This window comes from Bradyrhizobium sp. LeoA1Lang (assembly GCF_055413685.1).
Genome location: NZ_JBVAPG010000010.1, coordinates 48432 through 69113 on the forward strand (window position 1 = coordinate 48432; position 20682 = coordinate 69113).

The 20682-nt window shown below is 63.8% G+C and carries 20 protein-coding genes; 15 read left to right on the top strand and 5 right to left on the bottom strand.

The annotated features are described in order from the left end of the window. Positions 1 to 192: 192 nt before the first annotated feature. The gene (locus tag ACZYOF_RS05990; RefSeq protein ID WP_463715136.1) at positions 193 to 2628 is read left to right on the top strand and encodes a TonB-dependent receptor; all 2436 of its coding nucleotides are present in this window, start codon (positions 193 to 195) and stop codon (positions 2626 to 2628) included. Here the strand turns inward: ACZYOF_RS05990 and ACZYOF_RS05995 are convergent. The 3 genes from ACZYOF_RS05995 to ACZYOF_RS06005 form a co-directional block, all read right to left on the bottom strand. Further along, positions 2625 to 2999: a YkvA family protein gene (locus tag ACZYOF_RS05995; RefSeq protein ID WP_463715137.1), complete on the bottom strand. Its 375-nt coding sequence runs from the start codon at positions 2997 to 2999 to the stop codon at positions 2625 to 2627. The two genes, ACZYOF_RS05990 and ACZYOF_RS05995, sit on opposite strands and share 4 nt — an antisense overlap. Before the next feature lie 82 nt (positions 3000 to 3081). Next, positions 3082 to 3456: a response regulator transcription factor gene (locus ACZYOF_RS06000; protein ID WP_130576791.1), complete on the bottom strand. Its 375-nt coding sequence runs from the start codon at positions 3454 to 3456 to the stop codon at positions 3082 to 3084. Further along, complete coding sequence (locus tag ACZYOF_RS06005) at positions 3453 to 4322, bottom strand: S1C family serine protease (RefSeq protein WP_463715138.1); 870 nt, start codon at positions 4320 to 4322, stop codon at positions 3453 to 3455. The genes ACZYOF_RS06000 and ACZYOF_RS06005 overlap by 4 nt, the downstream gene beginning before the upstream one ends. A 192-nt stretch (positions 4323 to 4514) precedes the next feature. Here ACZYOF_RS06005 and ACZYOF_RS06010 point away from each other — a divergent pair, with 192 nt between their 5' ends. From ACZYOF_RS06010 to ACZYOF_RS06035, 6 genes are all read left to right on the top strand, one after another. Continuing rightward, positions 4515 to 5747 (top strand): amidohydrolase family protein, encoded by a 1233-nt coding sequence (locus ACZYOF_RS06010; RefSeq protein ID WP_463715139.1) that lies wholly within the window; start codon positions 4515 to 4517, stop codon positions 5745 to 5747. Positions 5748 to 5938: 191 nt separating this feature from the next. Continuing rightward, a complete protein-coding gene (locus ACZYOF_RS06015; RefSeq protein WP_463715140.1) occupies positions 5939 to 6826 on the top strand; it encodes a TonB-dependent receptor plug domain-containing protein in 888 nt (295 codons plus the stop codon). After that, complete coding sequence (locus ACZYOF_RS06020; RefSeq protein WP_463715141.1) at positions 6768 to 8177, top strand: TonB-dependent siderophore receptor; 1410 nt, start codon at positions 6768 to 6770, stop codon at positions 8175 to 8177. The genes ACZYOF_RS06015 and ACZYOF_RS06020 overlap by 59 nt, the downstream gene beginning before the upstream one ends. Before the next feature lie 12 nt (positions 8178 to 8189). Further along, on the top strand, positions 8190 to 9329 hold the full coding sequence (locus ACZYOF_RS06025; protein WP_463715170.1) for a PepSY-associated TM helix domain-containing protein: 1140 nt from the start codon (positions 8190 to 8192) through the stop codon (positions 9327 to 9329). Continuing rightward, positions 9326 to 9538, top strand: a complete 213-nt coding sequence (locus tag ACZYOF_RS06030) for a hypothetical protein (protein WP_130576795.1) — start codon at positions 9326 to 9328, stop codon at positions 9536 to 9538. The genes ACZYOF_RS06025 and ACZYOF_RS06030 overlap by 4 nt, the downstream gene beginning before the upstream one ends. A gap of 106 nt (positions 9539 to 9644) precedes the next feature. Continuing rightward, on the top strand, positions 9645 to 10070 hold the full coding sequence (locus tag ACZYOF_RS06035) for a DOPA 4,5-dioxygenase family protein (RefSeq protein ID WP_463715142.1): 426 nt from the start codon (positions 9645 to 9647) through the stop codon (positions 10068 to 10070). Between the two features lie 147 nt (positions 10071 to 10217). Here the strand turns inward: ACZYOF_RS06035 and ACZYOF_RS06040 are convergent, their stop codons facing one another. Next, a complete protein-coding gene (locus ACZYOF_RS06040; protein ID WP_028162613.1) occupies positions 10218 to 10661 on the bottom strand; it encodes a MarR family winged helix-turn-helix transcriptional regulator in 444 nt (147 codons plus the stop codon). A 240-nt stretch (positions 10662 to 10901) separates the two neighbouring features. Between ACZYOF_RS06040 and ACZYOF_RS06045 the strand changes: the two genes are divergently transcribed. The 8 genes from ACZYOF_RS06045 (at position 10902) to ACZYOF_RS06080 (ending at position 19570) form a co-directional block, all read left to right on the top strand. Then, the gene (locus ACZYOF_RS06045; RefSeq protein WP_463715143.1) at positions 10902 to 12080 is read left to right on the top strand and encodes a substrate-binding domain-containing protein; all 1179 of its coding nucleotides are present in this window, start codon (positions 10902 to 10904) and stop codon (positions 12078 to 12080) included. Positions 12081 to 12235: 155 nt separating this feature from the next. Continuing rightward, positions 12236 to 13750, top strand: coding sequence for an amidase (locus tag ACZYOF_RS06050; RefSeq protein WP_463715144.1), 1515 nt, complete (start codon positions 12236 to 12238; stop codon positions 13748 to 13750). A 36-nt stretch (positions 13751 to 13786) separates the two neighbouring features. Continuing rightward, positions 13787 to 14644 carry a branched-chain amino acid ABC transporter permease gene (locus tag ACZYOF_RS06055; RefSeq protein ID WP_463715145.1) on the top strand — a complete coding sequence of 286 codons (858 nt, stop codon included), beginning with the start codon at positions 13787 to 13789 and terminating at the stop codon, positions 14642 to 14644. Between the two features lie 4 nt (positions 14645 to 14648). Continuing rightward, positions 14649 to 15869 (top strand): substrate-binding protein, encoded by a 1221-nt coding sequence (locus ACZYOF_RS06060; protein WP_130576799.1) that lies wholly within the window; start codon positions 14649 to 14651, stop codon positions 15867 to 15869. 7 nt (positions 15870 to 15876) lie between these two features. After that, positions 15877 to 16971, top strand: a complete 1095-nt coding sequence (locus ACZYOF_RS06065; RefSeq protein ID WP_463715146.1) for a branched-chain amino acid ABC transporter permease — start codon at positions 15877 to 15879, stop codon at positions 16969 to 16971. Next, positions 16958 to 17692 carry an ABC transporter ATP-binding protein gene (locus ACZYOF_RS06070; RefSeq protein ID WP_027582550.1) on the top strand — a complete coding sequence of 245 codons (735 nt, stop codon included), beginning with the start codon at positions 16958 to 16960 and terminating at the stop codon, positions 17690 to 17692. Before ACZYOF_RS06065 ends, ACZYOF_RS06070 begins: the two co-directional genes overlap by 14 nt. Then, a complete protein-coding gene (locus tag ACZYOF_RS06075) occupies positions 17685 to 18386 on the top strand; it encodes a branched-chain amino acid ABC transporter ATP-binding protein (RefSeq protein ID WP_463715147.1) in 702 nt (233 codons plus the stop codon). Before ACZYOF_RS06070 ends, ACZYOF_RS06075 begins: the two co-directional genes overlap by 8 nt. Positions 18387 to 18697: 311 nt before the next feature. Then, complete coding sequence (locus tag ACZYOF_RS06080; protein WP_463715148.1) at positions 18698 to 19570, top strand: DUF2778 domain-containing protein; 873 nt, start codon at positions 18698 to 18700, stop codon at positions 19568 to 19570. 51 nt (positions 19571 to 19621) lie between these two features. On the opposite strand, the gene ACZYOF_RS06085 is transcribed toward ACZYOF_RS06080, so the two are convergent. Continuing rightward, positions 19622 to 20668, bottom strand: a complete 1047-nt coding sequence (locus ACZYOF_RS06085; protein WP_130576804.1) for a uroporphyrinogen decarboxylase family protein — start codon at positions 20666 to 20668, stop codon at positions 19622 to 19624. Positions 20669 to 20682 lie beyond the last annotated feature (14 nt).

Below are 20682 nucleotides of genomic sequence, written 5' to 3' on the forward strand. Positions count from 1 at the left end.
GCATCCAGAGAGGACTTCGAGAGGATCGGCATATAGCAGATATTGCCGATGGCCGATGGCGCCGGCCGAAGCGGGTCGGGAATTTTCCCGGAACTTTCGGGAACACTTGCAGGTAGCGGACTGCTCGTCCTGCACTCTAGTATCGCTCGAACCGGCGACAACGGCCGGACGGTGGGTGGAACGGGTGGACAAATGGGCGTGCGGGTGCTGCTTGTCGCATCGATTGCGGCAGGTGTTGTCGTTGTCGTCGGGAACGAAACGGGATTCGCCCAGAGCGGGGGGCAGCAAGTCGAGACATTGCCGCCGGTGGAGGTGACGCCTGCGGACCGCGCCAGGCGCGGCCGTCCCACGGCGGCTCCTGTACGCGCGCGGGCAAGATCGCCAAGAGTTGTGTATGTCCCGACCGCGCCGACGCCGACCTCGGATTCGGCCGCTGCGGTCGAAGCGGACAAGATTCCTGCGGCGGTCAATGTCGTCGACACTAAGGAAATCCAGCGAACCGATTCGCTCAATATCACAACTGCGCTCGACCAGCGCGTGCCGGGCATCATCGTCAACGAGGTCGCCGGCAATCCCTTCCAGCCGGACGTCCAGTTCCGCGGCTTCGTGGCGTCTCCGGTGGCAGGCACGCCGCAGGGTCTTGCGGTCTACCAGAACGGGGTACGGGTCAATGAAGCCTTCGGTGACACGGTCAACTGGGACCTGATCCCGACCAGCGCGGTCAGGTCCATCGATGTCGTGACCAACAATCCGGCCTTCGGTCTCAACGCGCTGGGCGGCGCGGTCGTCGTCCAGATGAAGGACGGTTTTTCCTATCAGGGCGCCGAGATCAACACCATGGGTGGCTCGTTCGGCCGTATCCAGGGGGCGGCGCAATGGGGCAAGCAGATCGACAATTTTGCCGTCTATGGCGCGCTGGAAGGTCTGCACGACAACGGCTTTCGCAACTTCTCCCCTTCCGACGTCCGCCGCTTCTACGGCGATGTCGCCCACAAGAACGACGTCAGCGAATTCCATCTCAATATCGGCCTCGCTGACAACAAGTTCGGCGCGGCGGCGACGGTGCCGGTCGAACTGCTGCAGCGATATTGGGGCGCGACCTACACGACACCGCAAACGTCCACCAACAAGGTCGGCTATTTCAACCTAACCGGAAAGGTGGAGGCCACGCCGACGTGGACCATCGAAGGCGCCGCGCATCTGCGGTTCTACAAACAGAAGACGCAAGACGGCAACCCCACAGCGACAGAGCCCTGCGAGGCCGATGCCGGGCTACTGTGCTTCAACAGCGATGATGTCCCCGCGAACGGCCTGAATGGCGTCCAGCTCGCCAATCCATTTCCGGCGGGTGCGGTGCTTGGCGAGAACGACCGCACCACGACGAAATCGACCACCGCCGGCATGCAACTGGCGGCGACGAATACGGATCAGCTCTTCGGCCATGACAACCGCTTCACGATCGGCGCCAGCTTCGACACCAGTGTCACGAACTTCACCGCGAGTGCGGAGCTCGGCACCATCGGCCCGAACTACGTCGTCAGCGGCAGCGGCATCTTTCTCGGCCAGTCCGGCGATCCCGTCTCGATCGGCCCGGTCTCGCTGCGCACCACCAATCAATATACCGGCATCTATGCGCTCGACACCTTCGACGTGACGAAAGCATTCTCGATCACGGCGGGCGGCCGCTTCAACGATGCGCGCATCAGGCTTGAGGACCAGATCGGCACCGCGCTGAACGGCTACAGCACCTATGACCGCTTCAATCCGCTCATCGGCGGCACCTACAAGATCACGCCGGAGCTGACCGCCTATGCCGGCTATTCCGAAGCCAACCGCGCACCGACGCCGCTGGAGCTGGGCTGCGCCGATCCCGCGCGCCCCTGCATCGTTGGCGCCTTCCTGGTCTCCGATCCGCCACTGCAGCAGGTGGTGTCGCGCACCGTCGAGGCCGGCCTGCGCGGCACCAAGGAATTGAACATTGGCACGCTGTCCTGGAAGGTCGGCGGCTTCCGCACCACCAACAACAACGACATTCTCGCCATCCCGAGTCCCGTGCTGCAGGGCTTCGGCTATTTCCAGAATGTCGGCTCGACGCGGCGACAGGGCGTCGAAGCAGAGATCCAGGTGAAATCATCCGCGCTGCAGATGTACGCGAGCTATGCCTTTGTCGACGCGCGGTTCCTGGATGCGCTGCAGGTCGGCTCCAACAGCCCGTTCGCCGATGAAAACGGCAATGTGCAGATCCTGCCCGGCAACCAGGTTCCCGCCGTTCCCCGCCATCGCATCAAGGCCGGCTTCGACTATGCGCTCACCGATCAGTTCAAGGTCGGCGCCGACGCGATCTACGTCAGCGGCCAGTATTTTGTCGGCGACGATTCCAACCAGGCGCCGAAGCTCGCCTCCTACGCCGTGTTCAATGCCCACGCCTCCTACCAGCTCACCAAGAACGTCCAGATCTACGGCCGCGTCGATAATCTGCTCGACAGCCGCTATGCGACCTACGGTACCTTCTTCGAGACGGACCAGGTGCCCAATTTCCCCGCCGGCGGGGTGGCGTTTACGGATCCGCGCTCGGTCAGCCCGGCGCGGCCGCGCGCCTTCTATGCGGGAGTGCGGGCGACGTTCTAACCCCAATACCTGTGGGCCACCCAACCAAGGGCAAGCGCCGCACCGATCCAGACGAGGATGATGACGGCCATCGCGGTACGGCTGGCTGGAGGCGAGGCTTCGCTCGCCTTGGCGCGGCACTCGACCATGATCTCCTTCGGAACCAGCGAGATCACGAGCCAGATGCCGAGCGGCACCAGCACGAGATCGTCGAGATAGCCGATCACCGGAATGAAGTCGGGAATGAGGTCGATGGGCGAGAGCGCATATCCGGCGACCGCAACGGCAAGCAGCTTCGCATACCACGGCACCCGCGGATCGCGGGCGGCGAGGTAGACGGCGCGGCTGTCGCGCTTGAGCGCGCACGCCCAAGTCTTGATAGTGTCGAGCATCGGGGTTCTGCGTTGCGACGTTCGCCGGCATCACTAGCATCGACTTCATCGCTTAGCGATGCGGCACAGAACCTCGCTTTCCCTAGAGATGGATCACCCCGCGCCGCGCCGCATGCGCCACCGCATCGGTGCGGCCGGTGGCATCGAGCTTGTCGAGCAGCGAGCTGACGTGGAATTTGGCGGTGTGCACGGAGATCCCGAGCTGCCGCGCAATCGCCTTGTTCGAGGCGCCCTCGGCCATCAGCGCCAGCACGTCGCGCTCGCGCGGCGTCAGCTCGATCTCGGATCGTTCGCTCGCAGGCTGATCCCGCGAGACCAGCGCGAGGCTCGCCGCTTCGCCCGGCGCGGCAAGGCGCAAGCCTGCGACGCCGCCGAGCAGCGAAGCGAGCCGGTCCGCCAGCGCGGGATCGCCGACGTCGATGGCGATGACGAGGGGAGGCGAGGTCTGTTCGCTCACGTCTCCGGCCTTTCCCCGACCGTCAGTTTGACCCGCACCGGCTCGCCGCCACGCTGCACCGCGACGTCGACGGTGGCGCCGACGCTGTCGGGCCCGAGCGCCCTGAGCAGCGCCCGCACGCCGGAAATCTTCTCGTCGTTCCAGCCGACGATCACGTCGCCTTGCCGGATGCCGGCGGCCGCCGAGGGACCGCTTTTGTCGACGCTCATCACCATCGCGCCGATGCCGTCGTCGAGCTTGACCGGCTGCAGGCCGAGCCCGAGATAGCCGCGCGCGATCCGGCCATGGGTCTCCAGCCGGCTCGCCACGCGCTCGATGGTCGCGGCCGGAATGACAAGGACGCGCCGCGCGCCGAGCACGGCCATGCCGATGGCATCGCCGGAGGCATTGAGCGCAAGCCCACCCTCGTGACTGGGCCTCAGGCGAACGTCGAGCTCGATGCGCGCATCGAAGTCGCCGCCGCGCAGGCTGCGCCAGGTGCCGCCGACCAGCGATATCAGGCCCAGCGCCGCCGCGGGCACGCCACGCTCAGCGGCGACGACCAACGCCAGCGATCCGAGCGCCGGCACCGCCGATGAAAGCTTGATCGGCGCGACGTTGGAGGTCTCGACCCGCAACAGCGCGACATCGGTGGTGTGATCGCGTCCCGCGATGGTCGCAGACCGCTCCGTTCCGTCGGCAAAGCGGACGATGACCTCGCCCTCTTCGGCCAGCGCCTCATCGGCGGTGACGACCAGACCCGCTTTCCAGACAAAGCCCGAGGCGCGCGAGCGGTGCGAGTGCACGGAGACGACTGCAGGTGCGGCGCGTGCGACGACGTCGGCCATCGCGCCGGAGAATGTGGCAAGCACTGAGGGATCGGACATGGAAAACTCCGTTGGCAAAACTCCGTTGGATTGTCTCCAATCTGGGCACGCTCCCGCGCCGTTGGAAACTGCCCGGGTGGGCAGGCGTGAACGGCCGCGCCAGAACGGTATCCTTCTTGCATCAGATGTGCATTGCGGCCCTCGAAACGAGGCCTGGCTTCCCGATTCTCCTTTCTGACTGGAATTCCCGATATGACTGACCTGCTGATCCGAAATGCCCGCTTGCTGGGCGAGGGCGATGCGCTTGCAGACATCGCGATTTCGGACGGTGTCATTGCCGAGATAGCGCCGAGCCTCGGCAGCGATGCCCGCCTAACGCTGGATGCCGGTGGAAACCTGGTCACGCCGCCTTACGTCAACGCGCATCTGCATCTTTGCAAGGTGTGGACGCTGCCGATGATGTCGGAAGCGGCGCTTGAGGCCTATCACGGCGGCGGCATGAGCGAGGCGGCGAAGGCGATCGATCTCGCCGCCGCGGTGAAGGAGAAATACGACGCGTCCTGGATCATTCCGAACGCCAGGCGCGCAGTCGCGCTCGCGGCGCTGCATGGCAATTTGCATATCCGTGCCTTTGCCGATGTCGACACCAAAGCGCGGCTCGAGGGCGTCAAGGCGCTCTTGGCGGTGCGCGAGGAATTCCGCGGCATCGTCGATCTCCAGGTCGTGGCGTTCGCGCAGGACGGGCTTGCGCGCGAGCCGGGTGCCGACCGATTGATGCGGGAGGCGATGGCGATGGGCGCCGACGTCGTCGGCGGCATTCCCTGGATCGAATCCAGCGCCGACGACATGCAGGCCCACATCGATTTCTGTTTCGATCTCGCCGCCGAGTTCAACGCTGATATTTCGATGTTGCTGGACGATGTCGGCGATCCCAACATGAAGACGCTGGAAGCGATGGCGCGCCAGGCGATCGCGCGCGGCTATCAGGGACGCGCGCTGGCGCATCATTGCCGGGCGATGGCGCTCTATCCAGAATCCTATTTCGGCGAATTGACTGAGCTGTTGCGGCAGGCGCGCGTCAGTATCGTTAGCGATCCCCACACCGGTCCATTGCACGCGCGGGTCAAGGAACTCTTGCAACAGGGCGTCAACGTCTGCCTCGGGCAGGACGATATCTCCGATGCCTACTATCCATTCGGCCGGAACAACATGCCCGAAGTGGCGTTCCTCGCCGCGCATCTCCTGTGGATGACGAAGGAACAGGACATCGATACGCTCCATGACATGATCACGTCGCGCCCGGCAGAGGCGGTCAATCTGGCCAAGTATGGCATCGAGGCGGGCTACCCCGCCAACCTCGTCGTGCTTGATCATCCCGATGTCACGAATGTGCTTCGCTTTCACGCGCCTCCGGCCGCAGTCGTCAGCCACGGACGCATGATCGATCTCGCGTACATGCGCGATGTCGCACAGCTCAGGAGATGATGTTTCTCGATGCAATCGATGCTTGCATTTTAAGAATCATTCTTGGAACGATTCTTGAAAGTTATAGAGGTGTTCTATTGGCGGCGGCCTCCACTCCTCGCCTAAGCGTGATCGCGCTGGCGCGCCGTGCTCATTGCGGCGCGTAGGGGTCAAGCTGCAGTCGGGGTAGTGGATTGAAGGTTCTTCGTGGGTTGGCTGTCGCCGCGTCGGCGACGGTATCGTCTCTTGCATTGGTGCCCCAGGTAACGTTCGCGCAGTCGAGTTCTTCGCAAACTACCCAGCCGCTACCGCCGGTCGAAGTTCGGGCGCCAGAAACGCGCCGCCGCGCGGCGCCCGTGGCGCAGCGCCGTGTTCAGCGCGCCACGCAGATCACGCCGCCGCGCCAGGTGCAGCCGCCACGTCGCAATGCGACCGTGGTCGAGAATCCGCGCGGGCCGATCGAGGGCTATGTTGCCGGGCGCAGCATGACCGGCACCAAGACCAACACCCCGATCATGCAGACGCCGCAGGCGATCTCGGTGATCGGCAGCGAGCAGATCCGCGACCAGAAGCCGGGCAAGCTCGACGAGATTCTGCGTTACGCGCCGGGAGTTGTGGCCAGTACCTTCGGCGCGGATAACCGCAACGACTGGTTCCTGATCCGCGGCTTCAAGTCCGACGATATCGGCCTGTTCCTCGATGGCTTGCAACTGTTCTACACATCTTACGCGAGCTGGAAGCTGCAGCCGTTCAACCTGGAGCGGGTCGAAGTCCTGCGCGGGCCTTCGGCGGTGCTTTACGGCGGCTCAAGTCCGAGTGGCATCGTGAATGCCGTCAGCAAGATGCCGCCAGCCGAACCGATCCGCTATCTTGAAACCGGCGTCAACAATTTCGGCAACGCCTATGTTGCTTTCGACTTCGGTGGGCCGGTGCAAACGCAGGCCAGTAACGGCCAATTACTCTATCGCGTGGTAGGCCAGGTCCAAAATGGCGGTACGCGGTCGACTTCACCCCAACAACAATTACTTCATTGCGCCGTCCGTGACGTGGAGGCCCGATGCCGACACCAGTTTCACCGTGCTCGCATCAGCCTCGTATAACCAGACGCGCAGCCAGAACTTTCTGCCTTACGTCGGCACCGTCGTCGACGCGCCGTTCGGCCGCATTCCGACACAACTGTTCGCTAGCGATCCCAGCATGGATACCTTCAAGCGGGAACAGGAAATGCTCGGCTATCAGTTCGAGCGCAATCTCTCCGACAGCGTCACGTTCCGGCAGAATGCACGCTTCGCCCATGTCGACGTCACTCTGGCGACGCTATACGGCCTCGGCTATGCCACCACGCCTGCCGCAGCCAATCTCGCGCGCGGCAACTTTGTGACCCGGGGCATCGCCAACCAGGCTGATCTCGACAGCCAGCTCGAATATCGTTTCGCCACCGGGCCGCTTCGCCATACTATGCTGTTCGGGCTCGACCTGAAGCATTACAGCCTGGATGATTGGCAGGGCTTTGGCGCCGCGATGCCGCTCAACCTGGTCAACCCGGTCTACACGCCGACTGCACCCTTCAACGGAGCTCCTTACCAGGATGCGGCGCTGACTCAGAAGCAGCTTGGCACCTATATACAGGATCAGATCAAGCTCGACAGCTTTACGCTTGTGCTGAGCGGCCGCAACGATTGGGTTGCAACCAACAACGACAATCATATTGGCCTGGCTCAGAACCGTGACGACAGCCGGTTCAGCGGCCGTGTCGGCTTGATCTATAATTTCGACAGCGGCTTCGCACCCTATGTCGCTTATGCGACCAGCTACAATCCGATTGTCGGCCTCAACGCCGCGAACCAGTTGCTCTTGCCCGAAACGGGCGAGCAGACCGAGATCGGCTTGAAGGTCCAGCCTCTCGGCTTCAACGGCCATTTCGGCGTCGCCTTGTTCGATCTGAAACGCCAGAATGCGCTGACGACAGATCCGAACAACACTCGACTGCAGACCCAGAATGGTGAGGTCACCTCGCGCGGCGTCGAAGCCGAAGTCGTCGCCAATGTCATGCCGGGCCTCAAGGTGACCGGCTCCTTCACCACCTACAATCTATTCATCAGCAAGGACCTGAACCCCGCTTTGATCGGCAAGGCGCCGACCAATACGCCACAGAATGTGGCGTCGACCTGGGCGGACTATACGTTCCAGGATGGGCCGCTGCGCGGGTTTGGCTTTGGCGGCGGCCTGAGATACATCGGCGAATCCTTTGCCGACACTGCCAACACGCTGACTGTGCCAGCCGTCTTCCTTGGCGATGCGGCGGTTCACTATGAATGGCAGAACTGGCGGGCCGCCTTGAATGTCGTCAATGTCTCCGACAAGATCTACGTTGCAAGCTGCTCGTCGCCGACCGCCTGCTTTTACGGCGACCGGCGTCGGATCACGGCAAGCCTTTCCTACAAATGGTAAAGGAGTACGAAGCTGAAGGCGCGCACCGTCAGGCTCTGGTCGCTCGTCCACACCTGGACCAGCCTGGTCTCGACCCTGTTCCTGCTGCTGTTGTGCCTTACCGGCCTGCCGCTGATCTTTCACCACGAGATCGACGAGGTGCTAGGCTACGCGCCGCAGCCAGAAGCCGCGGCCGGCCTGCGGCCAGTGCCTCCGCAGCGGATCGTTGAGGCTGCACTCGGCGCCGACGCCGGCCGGGTGATGCAGTACGTCTCCTCGGACAAGGATGAGCCCGGGCTCGTGATGGCTTTCACCAACGATGCCGTTGACGGCAAGCCGGACAATGCGACGGTGCGCGCCTTCGACGCGGTCTCGACCAAGCTGCTTGGCCCGGTCGGCACCGGCCCGATGCTGATCGTGCTGAAGCTGCACACCGATATGTTCGCGGGCCAGGCCGGCAAGCTGTTCCTCGGCGGCATGGGGCTGTTGTTCGCGGTCGCGATCATTTCGGGCGTTGTATTGTACTGGCCGTTCACGCGTCGTTTGAGCTTTGCGACCATTCGCAAGAACAGCTCGCGTCGCGTCAGTTGGCTCGACTGGCATAATCTGATCGGCGTCGTCACCATCGCCTGGGCGCTCGTGGTCGGCTTGACCGGCGTCGTCAACACCTGGGCGGAACTGATGCTGGCGCAGTGGAAGTCGACCGAGCTCGCCGCGATGGTGGCGCCCTATGCCGGCAAGCCGCCGCCGGCGCGTCTCGCGTCGTTGGACGATGTCGTTGCGCAGGCGACCAAGGCTGCGCCGGGCATGGAGATCGCGTTCATCGCGTATCCCGGCACGCCCTTCACCTCGTCGCATCATTTTGCGGCCTTCATGCGCGGCGACACGCCGCTGACCTCGCGCCTGTTGAAGCCGGTGCTGCTCGACGGCGAGACCGCAGCGGTTGCCGATACCCGCGCGCTGCCGACCTATCTCCAGGCGCTCTTGGTCTCGCAACCGCTGCATTTCGGCGATTATGGCGGGATGCCGCTGAAGATCATCTGGGCGGTGCTCGACGTGCTGACGATCGTGGTGATCGGCAGCGGTCTCTATCTCTGGCTCGCGCGACGCAGCAGGAAGGCGCATGCCGCTACCGCGCGGGCGGATGGTTCCGTGGCGCTCGCGTCGCGATGACTAGTCGCACTGACCGCTCGCCCCGTTGGCTCAGCGTATTCGGCGCGCCGATCCTTGTCGCCGTGTTGACGTTGATCGGGCTTCTGGCTGCACTGATGTGGGGCGATTTCGGCCGCTACCTCTCATGGGTGACCGTCGCCGTGCCGGTGATCATATGCCTGTGGACGTGGCTGCGCGTCCGCATGTCCTCTCGGCCCTCTGATCATTGAATCGACCATGCTCGTTGGCCTCATCAGAACCCGCGCCGGGGCGGCCCATGGCACTGGACCTGAAGAACGCTTAGATAACCCTGACTGAACAGGCGAGGTGAATCGAATGAGCGATTTGCAGGAAGATGCCGCGCCGCGGTCAGCCGATGAGATCGCGAGTTATCACGCCCATGTCTACTACGATCCGGCGACGACGCGGCCGGAGGCCGAGCGCTTGAGGACATGGATCGGCGAGCGCTTTTCGGTCACGCTCGGCCGATGGCACGACGTCAAGATCGGGCCGCACGATCAGGCCATGTACCAGGTGGCTTTCGCCACGGAGGTGTTTGCCGAGTTCGTGCCGTGGCTGATGCTCAACCATGGCAGCCTCAGCATCCTCGTGCATCCGAACACGAGCAATCCGCGCCGCGACCATCTGGCTGATCCGCTCTGGATCGGCCGGCCGCTCACCGTGCACGGCGAGAAGCTGCCGGAAGAGACCGAACTGGAGCAGGCGCCCGCGCCGAATACGACGCCGCATCTTCGGCCGTGAGTTTTGTAGTTTTGTAGGGTGGGCAAAGCGACTTCTGGCTAAAACCTATCAACACCTGACGGCGGAAGCGTGCCCACCGTTACAAGCGGAGCGCTTGATGGTGGGCACGGCGCTGACGCGCCTTTGCCCACCCTACAAGTTCGCGCATCAATTCGCGCTGTCGATCAGGTTTTCGAGCAGCCGCTTCAATTCGTTGGTGGACTTGTTGCCGTAGTTCTCGACGATATGCGCTTCCTGGCTCATCGCGAGGGAGTTCAATCGCTGGCACAGAATTTTTCCGCGCTCGGAGCAGAACATCAGCACCTTGCGGCGGTCCTTCGGATCCTGGACGCGGTAGACGAGAGCGTCGGACACCATGCGGTCGACGATCTTGGTCAGCGTTGGGTGATTGAGCAGCACGGCTTCGGCGAGCTCGCCCATCGAACGTCCGTTGCCGTCGAACAGGACTTTCAAAATTCGCCACTGCTCGACCGGCACACCCTCCTTGGCCAGCCGCGATTCAAGCTGCCGGTTGATTTCCCGGTTGGCTTGCGCGAGCAGGTAGGCGAGATGTTCCGTGAGAGGGGTATCTTGGCTTGGCGGTTTGGCCACGATTGAAGACTTTGTTTTGACCCTGATGAGTGAATGACTGGCGCTGATTGCCCGTTCTATATGCATGGCAATTGTTGAAGTTTCAATATTTTCGCCTAGGATATTTGTCGAACGGGTGGAAACCGGCGGCGGGCGCATCGATGCGCCGTGCTCGAAGCATGATCCGGAAAAGTGGATACCGGTTTTCCGACAAGATCATGCTCGAACAAAAGACGGGCGAAGTGTCGGACAGGAGTGGGCGTGCTCTCAACAGTCAGCGTCAACAGCGGCGGCGCCCCCATGCCGCCCTTCGTGTTCAAAGGCCTGTCGGCGCCGACGACCGATCCGTCCTGGCATCCCGCTGATGTCGGCTTCAGCAAGCGAGGTGGCGCGCACAACAAATTGAGGGTCGCGAACTTCCTCACCTTCTCCGGTTCGCCGGGAATCTGGGGGCCGGCCACCACCAACGCGGTGTTGCTCGCAGTCTCCGAGATTAATCGTCGCGGCGGCATTCTGGGCCGCGAGATCGAATTGACGATGTTGGATGCGGGCGGCCCGATCGAGGACGTCGTGCGCCGTGCCGCAGAGGCGGTCGCCTTCGACGAGGTTGACGTGATCATGGGCTCACATATCAGCGCGGTCCGCGTCGCGCTGCGCAAGGTCACCGGCGGCCGCGTCCCCTATATCTACACGCCGGTCTATGAGGGCGGCGAGCGCACGCCAGGCGTGATGGCGATCGGCGAGACGCCGCGCTGGCAGAGCCGCCCCGCGATCCACTGGCTCGCCGACGTCAAGAAGGCCTCGCGCTGGTATCTGATCGGCAGCGACTATGTCTGGCCGTGGCAATCGCATCGCGCAGTCAAGAAATACATTGCGGAGTCCGGCGGGCAGGTGGTTGGTGAGGAGTTCGTTCCCGTCGGCGAGGACAATCATTCCGCCCATCTCGACCGCATCCGTGCCGCGCGCCCGGACGTCGTGCTGATCTCGCTGATCGGCACCGACAGCATCACCTTCAACCGCGCCTTTGCCGAGAGCGGCCTGGCGGCAACCACGCTCAGGCTGGCCGGCGCGATGGATGAGACCGTGCTGCTCGGTATCGGCGCCGACAACACCGAGAACCTGTTCTGCGCGTCCGGCTATTTCATCGGTATCGGCTCGCGCGCCAACGACGACTTCCTTAGCCAGTATCACGCCACCTTCGGCCCCACCGCGCCGCCGATCGGTTCGGTTGCGCAGTCCAACTACGAAGGCCTGCGCTTCCTGCAGGCAGCGGCCGAGCGCGCGGGCTCGCTGGCGTTCAAGCCGCTGCTCACCGCAGGGCGCAACATCGTCTATACCGGCGCACGAGGGCCGGTGACCATTCGGAGCGGCCGTGCCGAGATGCCGATGTATCTCGCCGAAGCCGACGGCCTCGATTTCAAGCTGATCAAGACGATCTGACACACGGACGGAATTGCGCCCGCGCGCCGTTCTGCAAAATAATTCTTGAAAAGGAAAATATTTCCGTCTGTAATACTGGCGCGGCTTCGGATGGCACCGCGTTCTCGCGCGCATTCCGCGGCCGCCCACATCATCAAGCTTCCAGGGAGAGTGTCTTGTCCGTCGTGCTTCCGACCCCAACGCAACTTCGCGCGGTCGCCGCGCAATGCGGCCTCGCGCTTTCCGACGAAGACGTCGCTTCGTTCCGCGGGCTGATGCAAAGCTCGGTCGACGCCTACAACCTCGTCGCCGCGATGCCCGACGAGGTGCCGCCTGTGAAATATCCGCGCACGCCCGGCTATCGGCCGAGCCCGGAAGAGAACCCGCGCAACGCCTGGTACCGCAAGGCGACGGTGAAGGGCGCAGACTCCGGCAAGCTCAAGGGCAAGAAGGTCGCGCTGAAGGACAACATCATGCTCGCCGGCGTGCCCATGATGAACGGCTCGGCAACGCTCGAGGGCTATGTTCCCGATTTCGATGCCACGATCGTGACGCGCATGCTGGATGCCGGCGCGGAGATCGCCGGCAAGGTGCATTGCGAATCCTTCTGCATCTCCGGCGGCAGCCACACCAATTCCACCGGGCCAGTGCATAACCCCTACAAGATGGGCTATTCGGCCGGCGGATCGTCGTCAGGCAGCGGCGTCGTGGTGGCGCTCGGCGAGGTCGACATGGCGATCGGCGGCGACCAGGGCGGCTCGATCCGCATGCCGTCCTCGTTCTGCGGCACCTATGGCATGAAGCCGACCTGGGGGCTCGTGCCCTATACCGGCGTGATGCCGATCGAGGTCTTCGTCGATCACACCGGCCCGATGACGGCGACGGTGGAAGACAATGCGCTGCTGCTCGAAGTGCTGGCCGGCGACGACGGCTACGATCCCCGCATCAAGGCGCCGAAGGTCGATGAATATACCAAGGCGCTCGGCCAGGGCGTGAAGGGGTTGAAGATCGGTGTGCTGAAGGAAGGTTTTGAGCAGGCCGGAGCGGAGCCTGCGGTGAACGAAAGCGTCCGCGAGGCGGCAAAGCGCCTCAAGGACCTCGGCGCATCCGTCAGCGACGTCTCCATTCCGATGCATCTGCTCGGTCCCGCGATCTGGATGCCGATCGGCACCGAGGGCATGACGCAAACCATGATGTATGGCGACGGCTACGGCCTGAGCCGTCCGGACCTCTACTCGACCTCGCTGATGGATTTCCACCGCGGCTGGCGGCGGCAGGCGGATTCGCTCTCGGAAACCACCAAGCTGTTGCTGCTGTTCGGCACCTACATCAACAACACCTTCGGCCCGCGCCATTACGGCAAGGCGGTCAACATCTCGCGCCGGCTGACGGCCGCCTATGACGCGGTGTTCAAGGACTATGATCTCCTGCTGCTGCCCACGACGCCGATGAAAGCGACGCAACTGCCGCCGGCCAATGCGAGCCGCGAGGAATATGTCGCGCGTGCGCTGGAGATGATCTCCAACACCGCGCCGTTCGACATCAGCCACCACCCCGCGATGTCGCTGCCGTGCGGCATGGTCGACGGCCTGCCGGTCGGCTTGATGCTGGTCGGCCGCCACTTCGAGGAATCGACCATCTACCGCGCCGCGCATGCCTTCCAGCAATCCGGCGACTGGAAGAAGATGTGAGGGAGCTACCGTTGCACTTCGGCCGGATCGCGATGCATGGGTAGTGCATTCGTCGCCGCTTTCGAAATCCTGAGCTTCGGCGCGATCATCGTCCTGGTCGTGCTGGGGCTCGGGATCATCGCCAGCATGATGGGCATCTTCAACTTTGCGCAGGGCGAGTTCGTCCTGCTGGGTGCCTACGTCACCTATCTCGCCTATAGCCATGGCCTCCCGGTCTGGGTCGGCATGGCGGCCGCGCCGTTTCTGGTCGGCGCGCTCGGCTTCGTGCTCGAGGCGCTGATCATCAGGCGCTTCTACGCAGCCCCGATCGTCGCGATGCTCGGCACCTATGCGCTTGGCCTGATCATCCGCGAATGCGTGCGTGGCCTGATTGGCGGGCTCTATCTCTCGGTGCCGGAGCCGATCGGCGGCTCGATCGATCTCGGCACCGTCCACATCTCGGCATGGCGCTTCACCATCATCGTGATCACGATCCTGGTGATGATCGGCTGCTATCTCCTGCTCTCGCGCACCACTTTCGGCCTCCGCGTGCGTGCCACGCTGGAGAATCCGGCGCTGGCGCGAGCCTCCGGCATTTCCACCGCCGCGATGTACGGCACCACTTTTGCCTTCGGTGCGGCGCTTGCGGGGCTGGCCGGCGCGCTGCTGGTGCCGGTGTTCAGCCTGTTCGCCGATCTCGGCATCCGCTTCCTGATCCAGGGCTTTGTCGCGGTCATGGTCGGCGGCGTCGGGTCGTTCATCGGCCCGGTCGCGGGTGCGGCCGTGATCGGCACCCTGAGCGCGGCGCTGCCGTGGGTGATGGCGCCCGTGATCGCCGACATCCTCGTCTTCGTGCTTGCCATCGTCTTCATCAAATTCCGGCCGCAAGGCCTGCTTTCGGGAAAAGGGGTCTAGTCTCATGCGTAGCGATTATTTGAAATTAAGCCGGCGTCGTTTCCTGCAAAACTTTGCCTTTGCCTCCACCGCGATCGCGACCGGCGTGGGAAGCTGGGTGATCCGTCCCGAATGGGCCAATGCGGCCGAAGGCCCGATCAAGGTCGGCATCGCCACCGACTTGACCGGACCGATCGCCTATGCCGGCAATGCCGACGCCAATACGGCCAAGATGGTGGTCAAGGAGATCAACGATGCCGGCGGCCTGCTCGGCCGTCCGATCGAGCTCTTCATCGAGGACACCGCGTCGAACGAGTCGGTCGCGGTCGGCAACGTCCGCAAATTGATCCAGCGCGACAAGGTGGATCTCGTGCTCGGCGGCATTACGAGCTCGATGCGCAACGCAATCAAGGACCCGATCGTCGCCCGCGGCAAGACGCTCTACATCTATCCGCAGCTCTATGAGGGCAAGGAGTGCACGCCTTATCTGTTCTGCACCGGCCCGACGCCTGCGCAGCAATGCGACGAGTTCATCCCCTGGCTGATCAAGAACGGCGGCAAGCGCTTCGCACTGCCAAGCGCCAACTACGTCTGGCCGCATACGCTGAACGTCTACGCGCGCAAGGTGATCGAGGCCAATGGCGGTGAGGTGATCTTCGAGGAGTACTACCCGCTCGACCAGGTCGATTTCAGCGCCACCGTCAACCGCATCATCTCCAATAAGGTCGACGTCGTTTTCAACACGGTAATCCCGCCCGGCGTCGGTCCGTTCTTCAAGCAGCTCTATGAAGCTGGCTTCCTGAAGAACGGCGGCCGGCTATCCTGCGTCTACTATGACGAGAACACGCTCAACATCAACCAGGCCAACGAGATCGAAGGCCTCGCGAGCTGCCTCGACTATTTCAAGGTGCTGACCAAGGACGATCCGGTCAGCGCCAAGATCCAGGCGACCTACGAGAAGGACTTCCCCGGCAACTTCCTGTTCGCCGCCGGCAGCGCCGCGACAGGCACCTACCGCGGATTGAAGCTATGGGCAGCCGCCGTCAAGGAGGCCGGCAAGGTCGATCGCGATTCCGTTGCGGCTGCGCTGGATCATGCCAAGATCGCGGAAGGGCCGGGCGGTCCCGCCGAGATGGTGCCGGGCAAGCGGCACTGCAAGATGAACATGTACACCGCCGTCGCCAAGGGCGGCGTGTACGAGATCGTGGCCCGCAGCAGCGGGCTCGTCGACCCCAAGGAATGCTGAGTCAAGAATGGGCGCAACCGAGCAGGCGGTTCGTACGGGGATCGACGAACAGCCGGACATCGCGATGGCCGAGCGCGGCGCGACCGCCGCGCTGGCGTCACAGGCCAGAACGCCGCACAGGGTCCTGCCGATAGTGGAAATCCTGGTGTTGCTGGTCGGGGTGTTCCTGCCGCTGGTGCTGCAGGACTACCTGACCGTCTTCGCCACCCGCGTCATCATCCTTGCGCTGTTCGCGCTGTCGTTCGACCTCGTCTGGGGCTATGCCGGCATCATGAGCTTTGGCCAGGCGCTGTTCTTCGGCTCGGCGGGCTACGGCGTGGCGCTGCTGGCGCGCGATCTCAACGTCACTTCGATCTTCCTGGTGCTGCCGGCGGCGATGCTGATCGGGTTGATATTCTCGCTCCTGCTCGGCTGCTTCCTGTTGCTCGGCCGGAATCCGTCGAGCATGATCTTCGTCGCGCTCGGCACGCTCACCGGTTCCTATGCCGCCGATCGCCTGGCGCGCGGCTGGTATTATCTCGGCGGGCAGAACGGCATTCCTTCGATCCCGCCGATGTCGCTCGGCAGCACCGATATTACGGAGGGGCCGGTCTATTACTATCTCGCGCTCGGCATTCTGCTCGTCGTCTATCTGCTGTGCCGCTTCCTGGTGCGCTCGCAATTCGGCCTTGCCCTCGCAGGCCTGCGCGAGAACGAGCAGCGCATCGCCTTCTTCGGCTACAAGGCGCAGCATCTGAAGGCGATCGTCTTTACCGTCGGCGGCACCATCGCGGGCCTCGCCGGTGGTCTCTATGCGTTTCACGAGGGGTTCGTCTGGCCCAACATGCTGGGCGTCGTGATCTCGACCCAGGTCGTGCTCTATGTCCTCTTTGGCGGATCGGGCACGCTGATTGGCGCCGTCATCGGCACCGTGATCATCGAGGGCGTCAGCTTCTGGCTGTCGGACAATTACCGCGACATCTGGCCGATCCTCCTCGGCGTGCTGCTGCTCCTGGTGATCCTGTTCCGCCCGCTCGGCCTGATCAGCTTCGTGCTCGGCGAACGCGAGCGCGTCGGCAGCTTCGGCGGAAAGACGAAGGGGAGCAGCCATGCCGCTCCTTGAAGCCACCGGCATCAAGAAGGTGTTCGGCAAATTGACCGCGCTTGACGGCGCGGGGCTGACGGTCTCCGAGAACGAATTTCACGGCCTGATCGGCCCGAACGGTTCGGGCAAGAGCACGCTGATGAAATGCGTCGCCGGCGCCGAAACGCCGACCGAGGGCACCGTGCACTTTGCCGGCAGCGACATCACCACGCTGTCGCCGACCGAGCGCGCCCGCGCCGGCATGAGCTTGAAATTCCAGATCACCAGCGTGCTGCCGTCGCTGACGCTTTACGACAACATCCTGCTGGCGCTGCAGGCGCAATGCTCGCTGCTCGACCTCGTGCTGTCGCGCACCCGCGGCATATTGCACGACCAGGTCATGGCGATGCTCACTCAGTTCCGCCTCGCCGATCGCGCCCATGACGCGGCGGCGACGCTGTCGCATGGCCAGCAGCAATGGCTGGAGATCGCGATGGCGCTCGCCGGCAAGCCGCGGCTGTTGCTGCTGGACGAGCCGACCGGCGGCATGAGCCTGGAGGAGCGGCGCGTCACCGGCGAATTGCTGCAGCCGATCAAGTCGCATTGCTCGCTCGTGATCGTCGAGCACGACCTCGATTTCATCCGCGACATCTGCGATCGGCTCACCGTGCTCGACCAGGGTCGGGTGCTTGAGAGCGGCACCGTCGCCGAGATCCAGGCGAGCCCGGACGTACAGGAGATCTATCTGCGCCGTGCCTGACAGCCAGTTCCTCGATATCGTCAATCTCGACGCCGGCTATGGCCGCAGCCAGGTCCTGTTCGACGTCAATATGGGCATTCCCTGGCGCGGCGGTGTCGCCGTGCTCGGCCGCAACGGTGCCGGCAAGACCACGCTGATGAAGACCATCGTCGGCGAACTCGGCCTGTCCAATGGCGAGCTCAAGTTCGACGGCAAGGATATCGGCCGCCGCCCGACCGAGGAGCGCGTGCGGCTCGGCATCGGCTATGTGCCGCAGGAGTATTCGGTGTTCGCGCGGCTGTCCGTGCGCGATAATCTTGCGGTCGGCGCGCTCTGCAATCGGGACGCCGCCGCCATCGATCGGGTGCTGGCGATCTTTCCGAAGTTGGCCCAGCGACTGGACCAGCCCGCCGGCACGCTATCGGGCGGCGAGCGCAAGATGCTGGCGATCGGCCGCGCGATGCTCGGCGACCCGAAACTGCTGCTGCTGGATGAGCCGACCGAGGGCGTCTGGATCGGTGTGATCGAGGAGATCACCGAGCGCCTGATCGAACTGGCAAAGGACATCGCGGTCGTCATCGTCGAGCAGCACCTCGACCTTGCGCTGCGGGTGGCCGACTACGCCTATGTCCTCGATCGCGGCCGCGTCGCGCTGCAGGGCCCGGCCGCCGCCATCAGGGACGACCCGGAACTGCTGCGGTATTTGGCTCCCTAAGCCGGGCTTGCGCGGGCCTTTCCGTCATCACTTTTCGGGGGTGACCGGGTATTTGGTCTCGATTGTGCCCAAGTCTTGTTCCGTGATATCCCCAGTCATTCGGTGAATCCCTTCTGGAGCCCGTCAGAGGCTCCGATGCGCCGAACCGGGGTTAGATGGGTCATATTGGGACAGGTGCAGCCGAGCGCCCGCGGGGTGGTGCTCGATGGGTGGGCAAGGCGACATTTTCTGTCGCCTCGTTTGCGTTGGCGTCTGCCCTTGCCGTCTGGATCACAGAGATTAACCCCTTGGATTTGCTGCGCGGTTCGGCCTTGGCGAACACGTCCGCGGCGATTTCCTTCAACGATCGGTTCGGGGCGCGCTCGACGCTCGATTCCGCCTTTATCTACTATCCCTCGCGCCCGATGCTTCGTGGCAGCCGTAACGATTTCAATGCGGAATTCGCCCATATCCAGGGTTCGCTGACCGAGCAGCTTCGCGACACCCAGACTGATGAACCTGCGCAAGCCAGCCCGCCCAATCCGGCGCCGTCTTCCACGGTTGCCGCGATTCCGCTGCCGCGGTCGCGCCCGGTCGATGCGAACCTGCAGGTCAAGAACGATCTGCCGCCCGCTCCGGCACCCGTCGCGCAGGCGGAGGAACGCTCCATTTGGCAGAAGATCACCGACTGGGTGCCAGGACGGGTGCAACTGGCGTCCCTCGAGCCGAATGGCGGAATCCTTCCCGGCACCGGGCCGAGCCTGACGACGCTCGGCTATGACAGCACGACCGCCGTCTATGACATCACGGCGCGCACCGTTTACATGCCTGACGGCACCAAGCTCGAGGCGCATTCGGGACTTGGCAGCCTGATGGATGATCCTTCCCGTGTGACTGCCCGCAACGCCGGCGCGACGCCGCCCGGCATCTACGAGATGAAGCCGCGCGAGAAGCTGTTCCATGGCGTGCCGGCGCTGCGCATGACCCCGGTCGATGGCACGGATACGTTCGGCCGCGCCGGCCTGCTGGCCCACCCCTACATGCTCGGCCCGAACGGCGATTCCAACGGCTGCGTCTCGATCAAGAACTACGACCATTTCCTGAAGGCCTACCGCAACGGCGAAATCAAGCGGATCGTCGTCGTGGTCCGGCTCAACGACCGCCCACCGCAGGCCGCAGCCACGCGCTCGGCATCGCAGTCGTAAGGCCCAATCTCTATCCGCCGCCTACGGGCGCAAGCGGCGGATGTGATCGCATCAACCGCCGATCTCTTTCCGCACCAGCGCGGCGGCGTCGCACATCGACTTCAGCTTTCCGAACGCAACGTGGCGCGGCATGTACTTCATGCCGCAGTCGGGCGCGACCACCAGCCGTTCGGCGGGCACTTGCTTCAGGCCATTGCGGATGCGTCCCGCGACCGTCTCCACCGACTCGATCTCGGGATTGCCGAGGTCAAGCACGCCAAGCATGATCTTCTTCGACGAGAGCTCCTTGAGCACGCCGAGATCGAGCTTCGGCTGCGCGGCCTCGATCGAGATCTGGTCGGCCGTGGTGTCGTTGAGCTCGCCGAGGAAGGAATAGCCGGCCGGCTTGTTCGAGCCCGGCACAACCGCGGCATAGCCGAAGCAGAGATGCACGACGGTGGGCACCGTGATGCCTTGAAGGGCGCGGTTGATCGCCTTCACGGCATAGCGCTTGGCGAGGTCCGGATTGTTGCGCACCCAGGGCTCGTCGAGCTGGATCACGTCGGCGCCGGCCTTCTGCAGGTCGAGCGCCTCGGCGTTGACGGCTTCCGCGAACGCCATCGCGAGTTCCTCGTCGTCCTTGTAGAACTCGTTCTTGGCCTGCTGGCTCATGGTGAACGGGCCGGGCAGGGTGATCTTGGCCGCGCGGTCGGTGTTCTGCCGCAGGAACTGCATGTCATGCAGCTCGACGGCGCGCGTCCGCTTCACCGGGCCGACCACGCGCGGCACCGGCGTTTGCGTACTGCCGGTGCGGGCGGTGATGACAGCGGGATTTTCGTCATCGATGCCTTCGAGCGCGGTCGCAAAGCGGTTGGAATAGCTTTCGCGGCGGATTTCGCCGTCGGTGACGATATCGATGCCGGCGCGCTCCATGTCTCTGATGGCGACGATGGTTGCATCGTCCTGCGCTTCTTCCAAGTGCTCGGCCGGCAACCGCCACATCGCATGCAGGCGGGTGCGCGGCACGACCTTCGACAGCATGGCGCGATCGACCAGCCATTCCGGCTGCGGGTAGCTGCCGACCACGGTGGTCGGCAAGAGATGCGTCGGGAGGTTCATGATAGTCTCCTTGT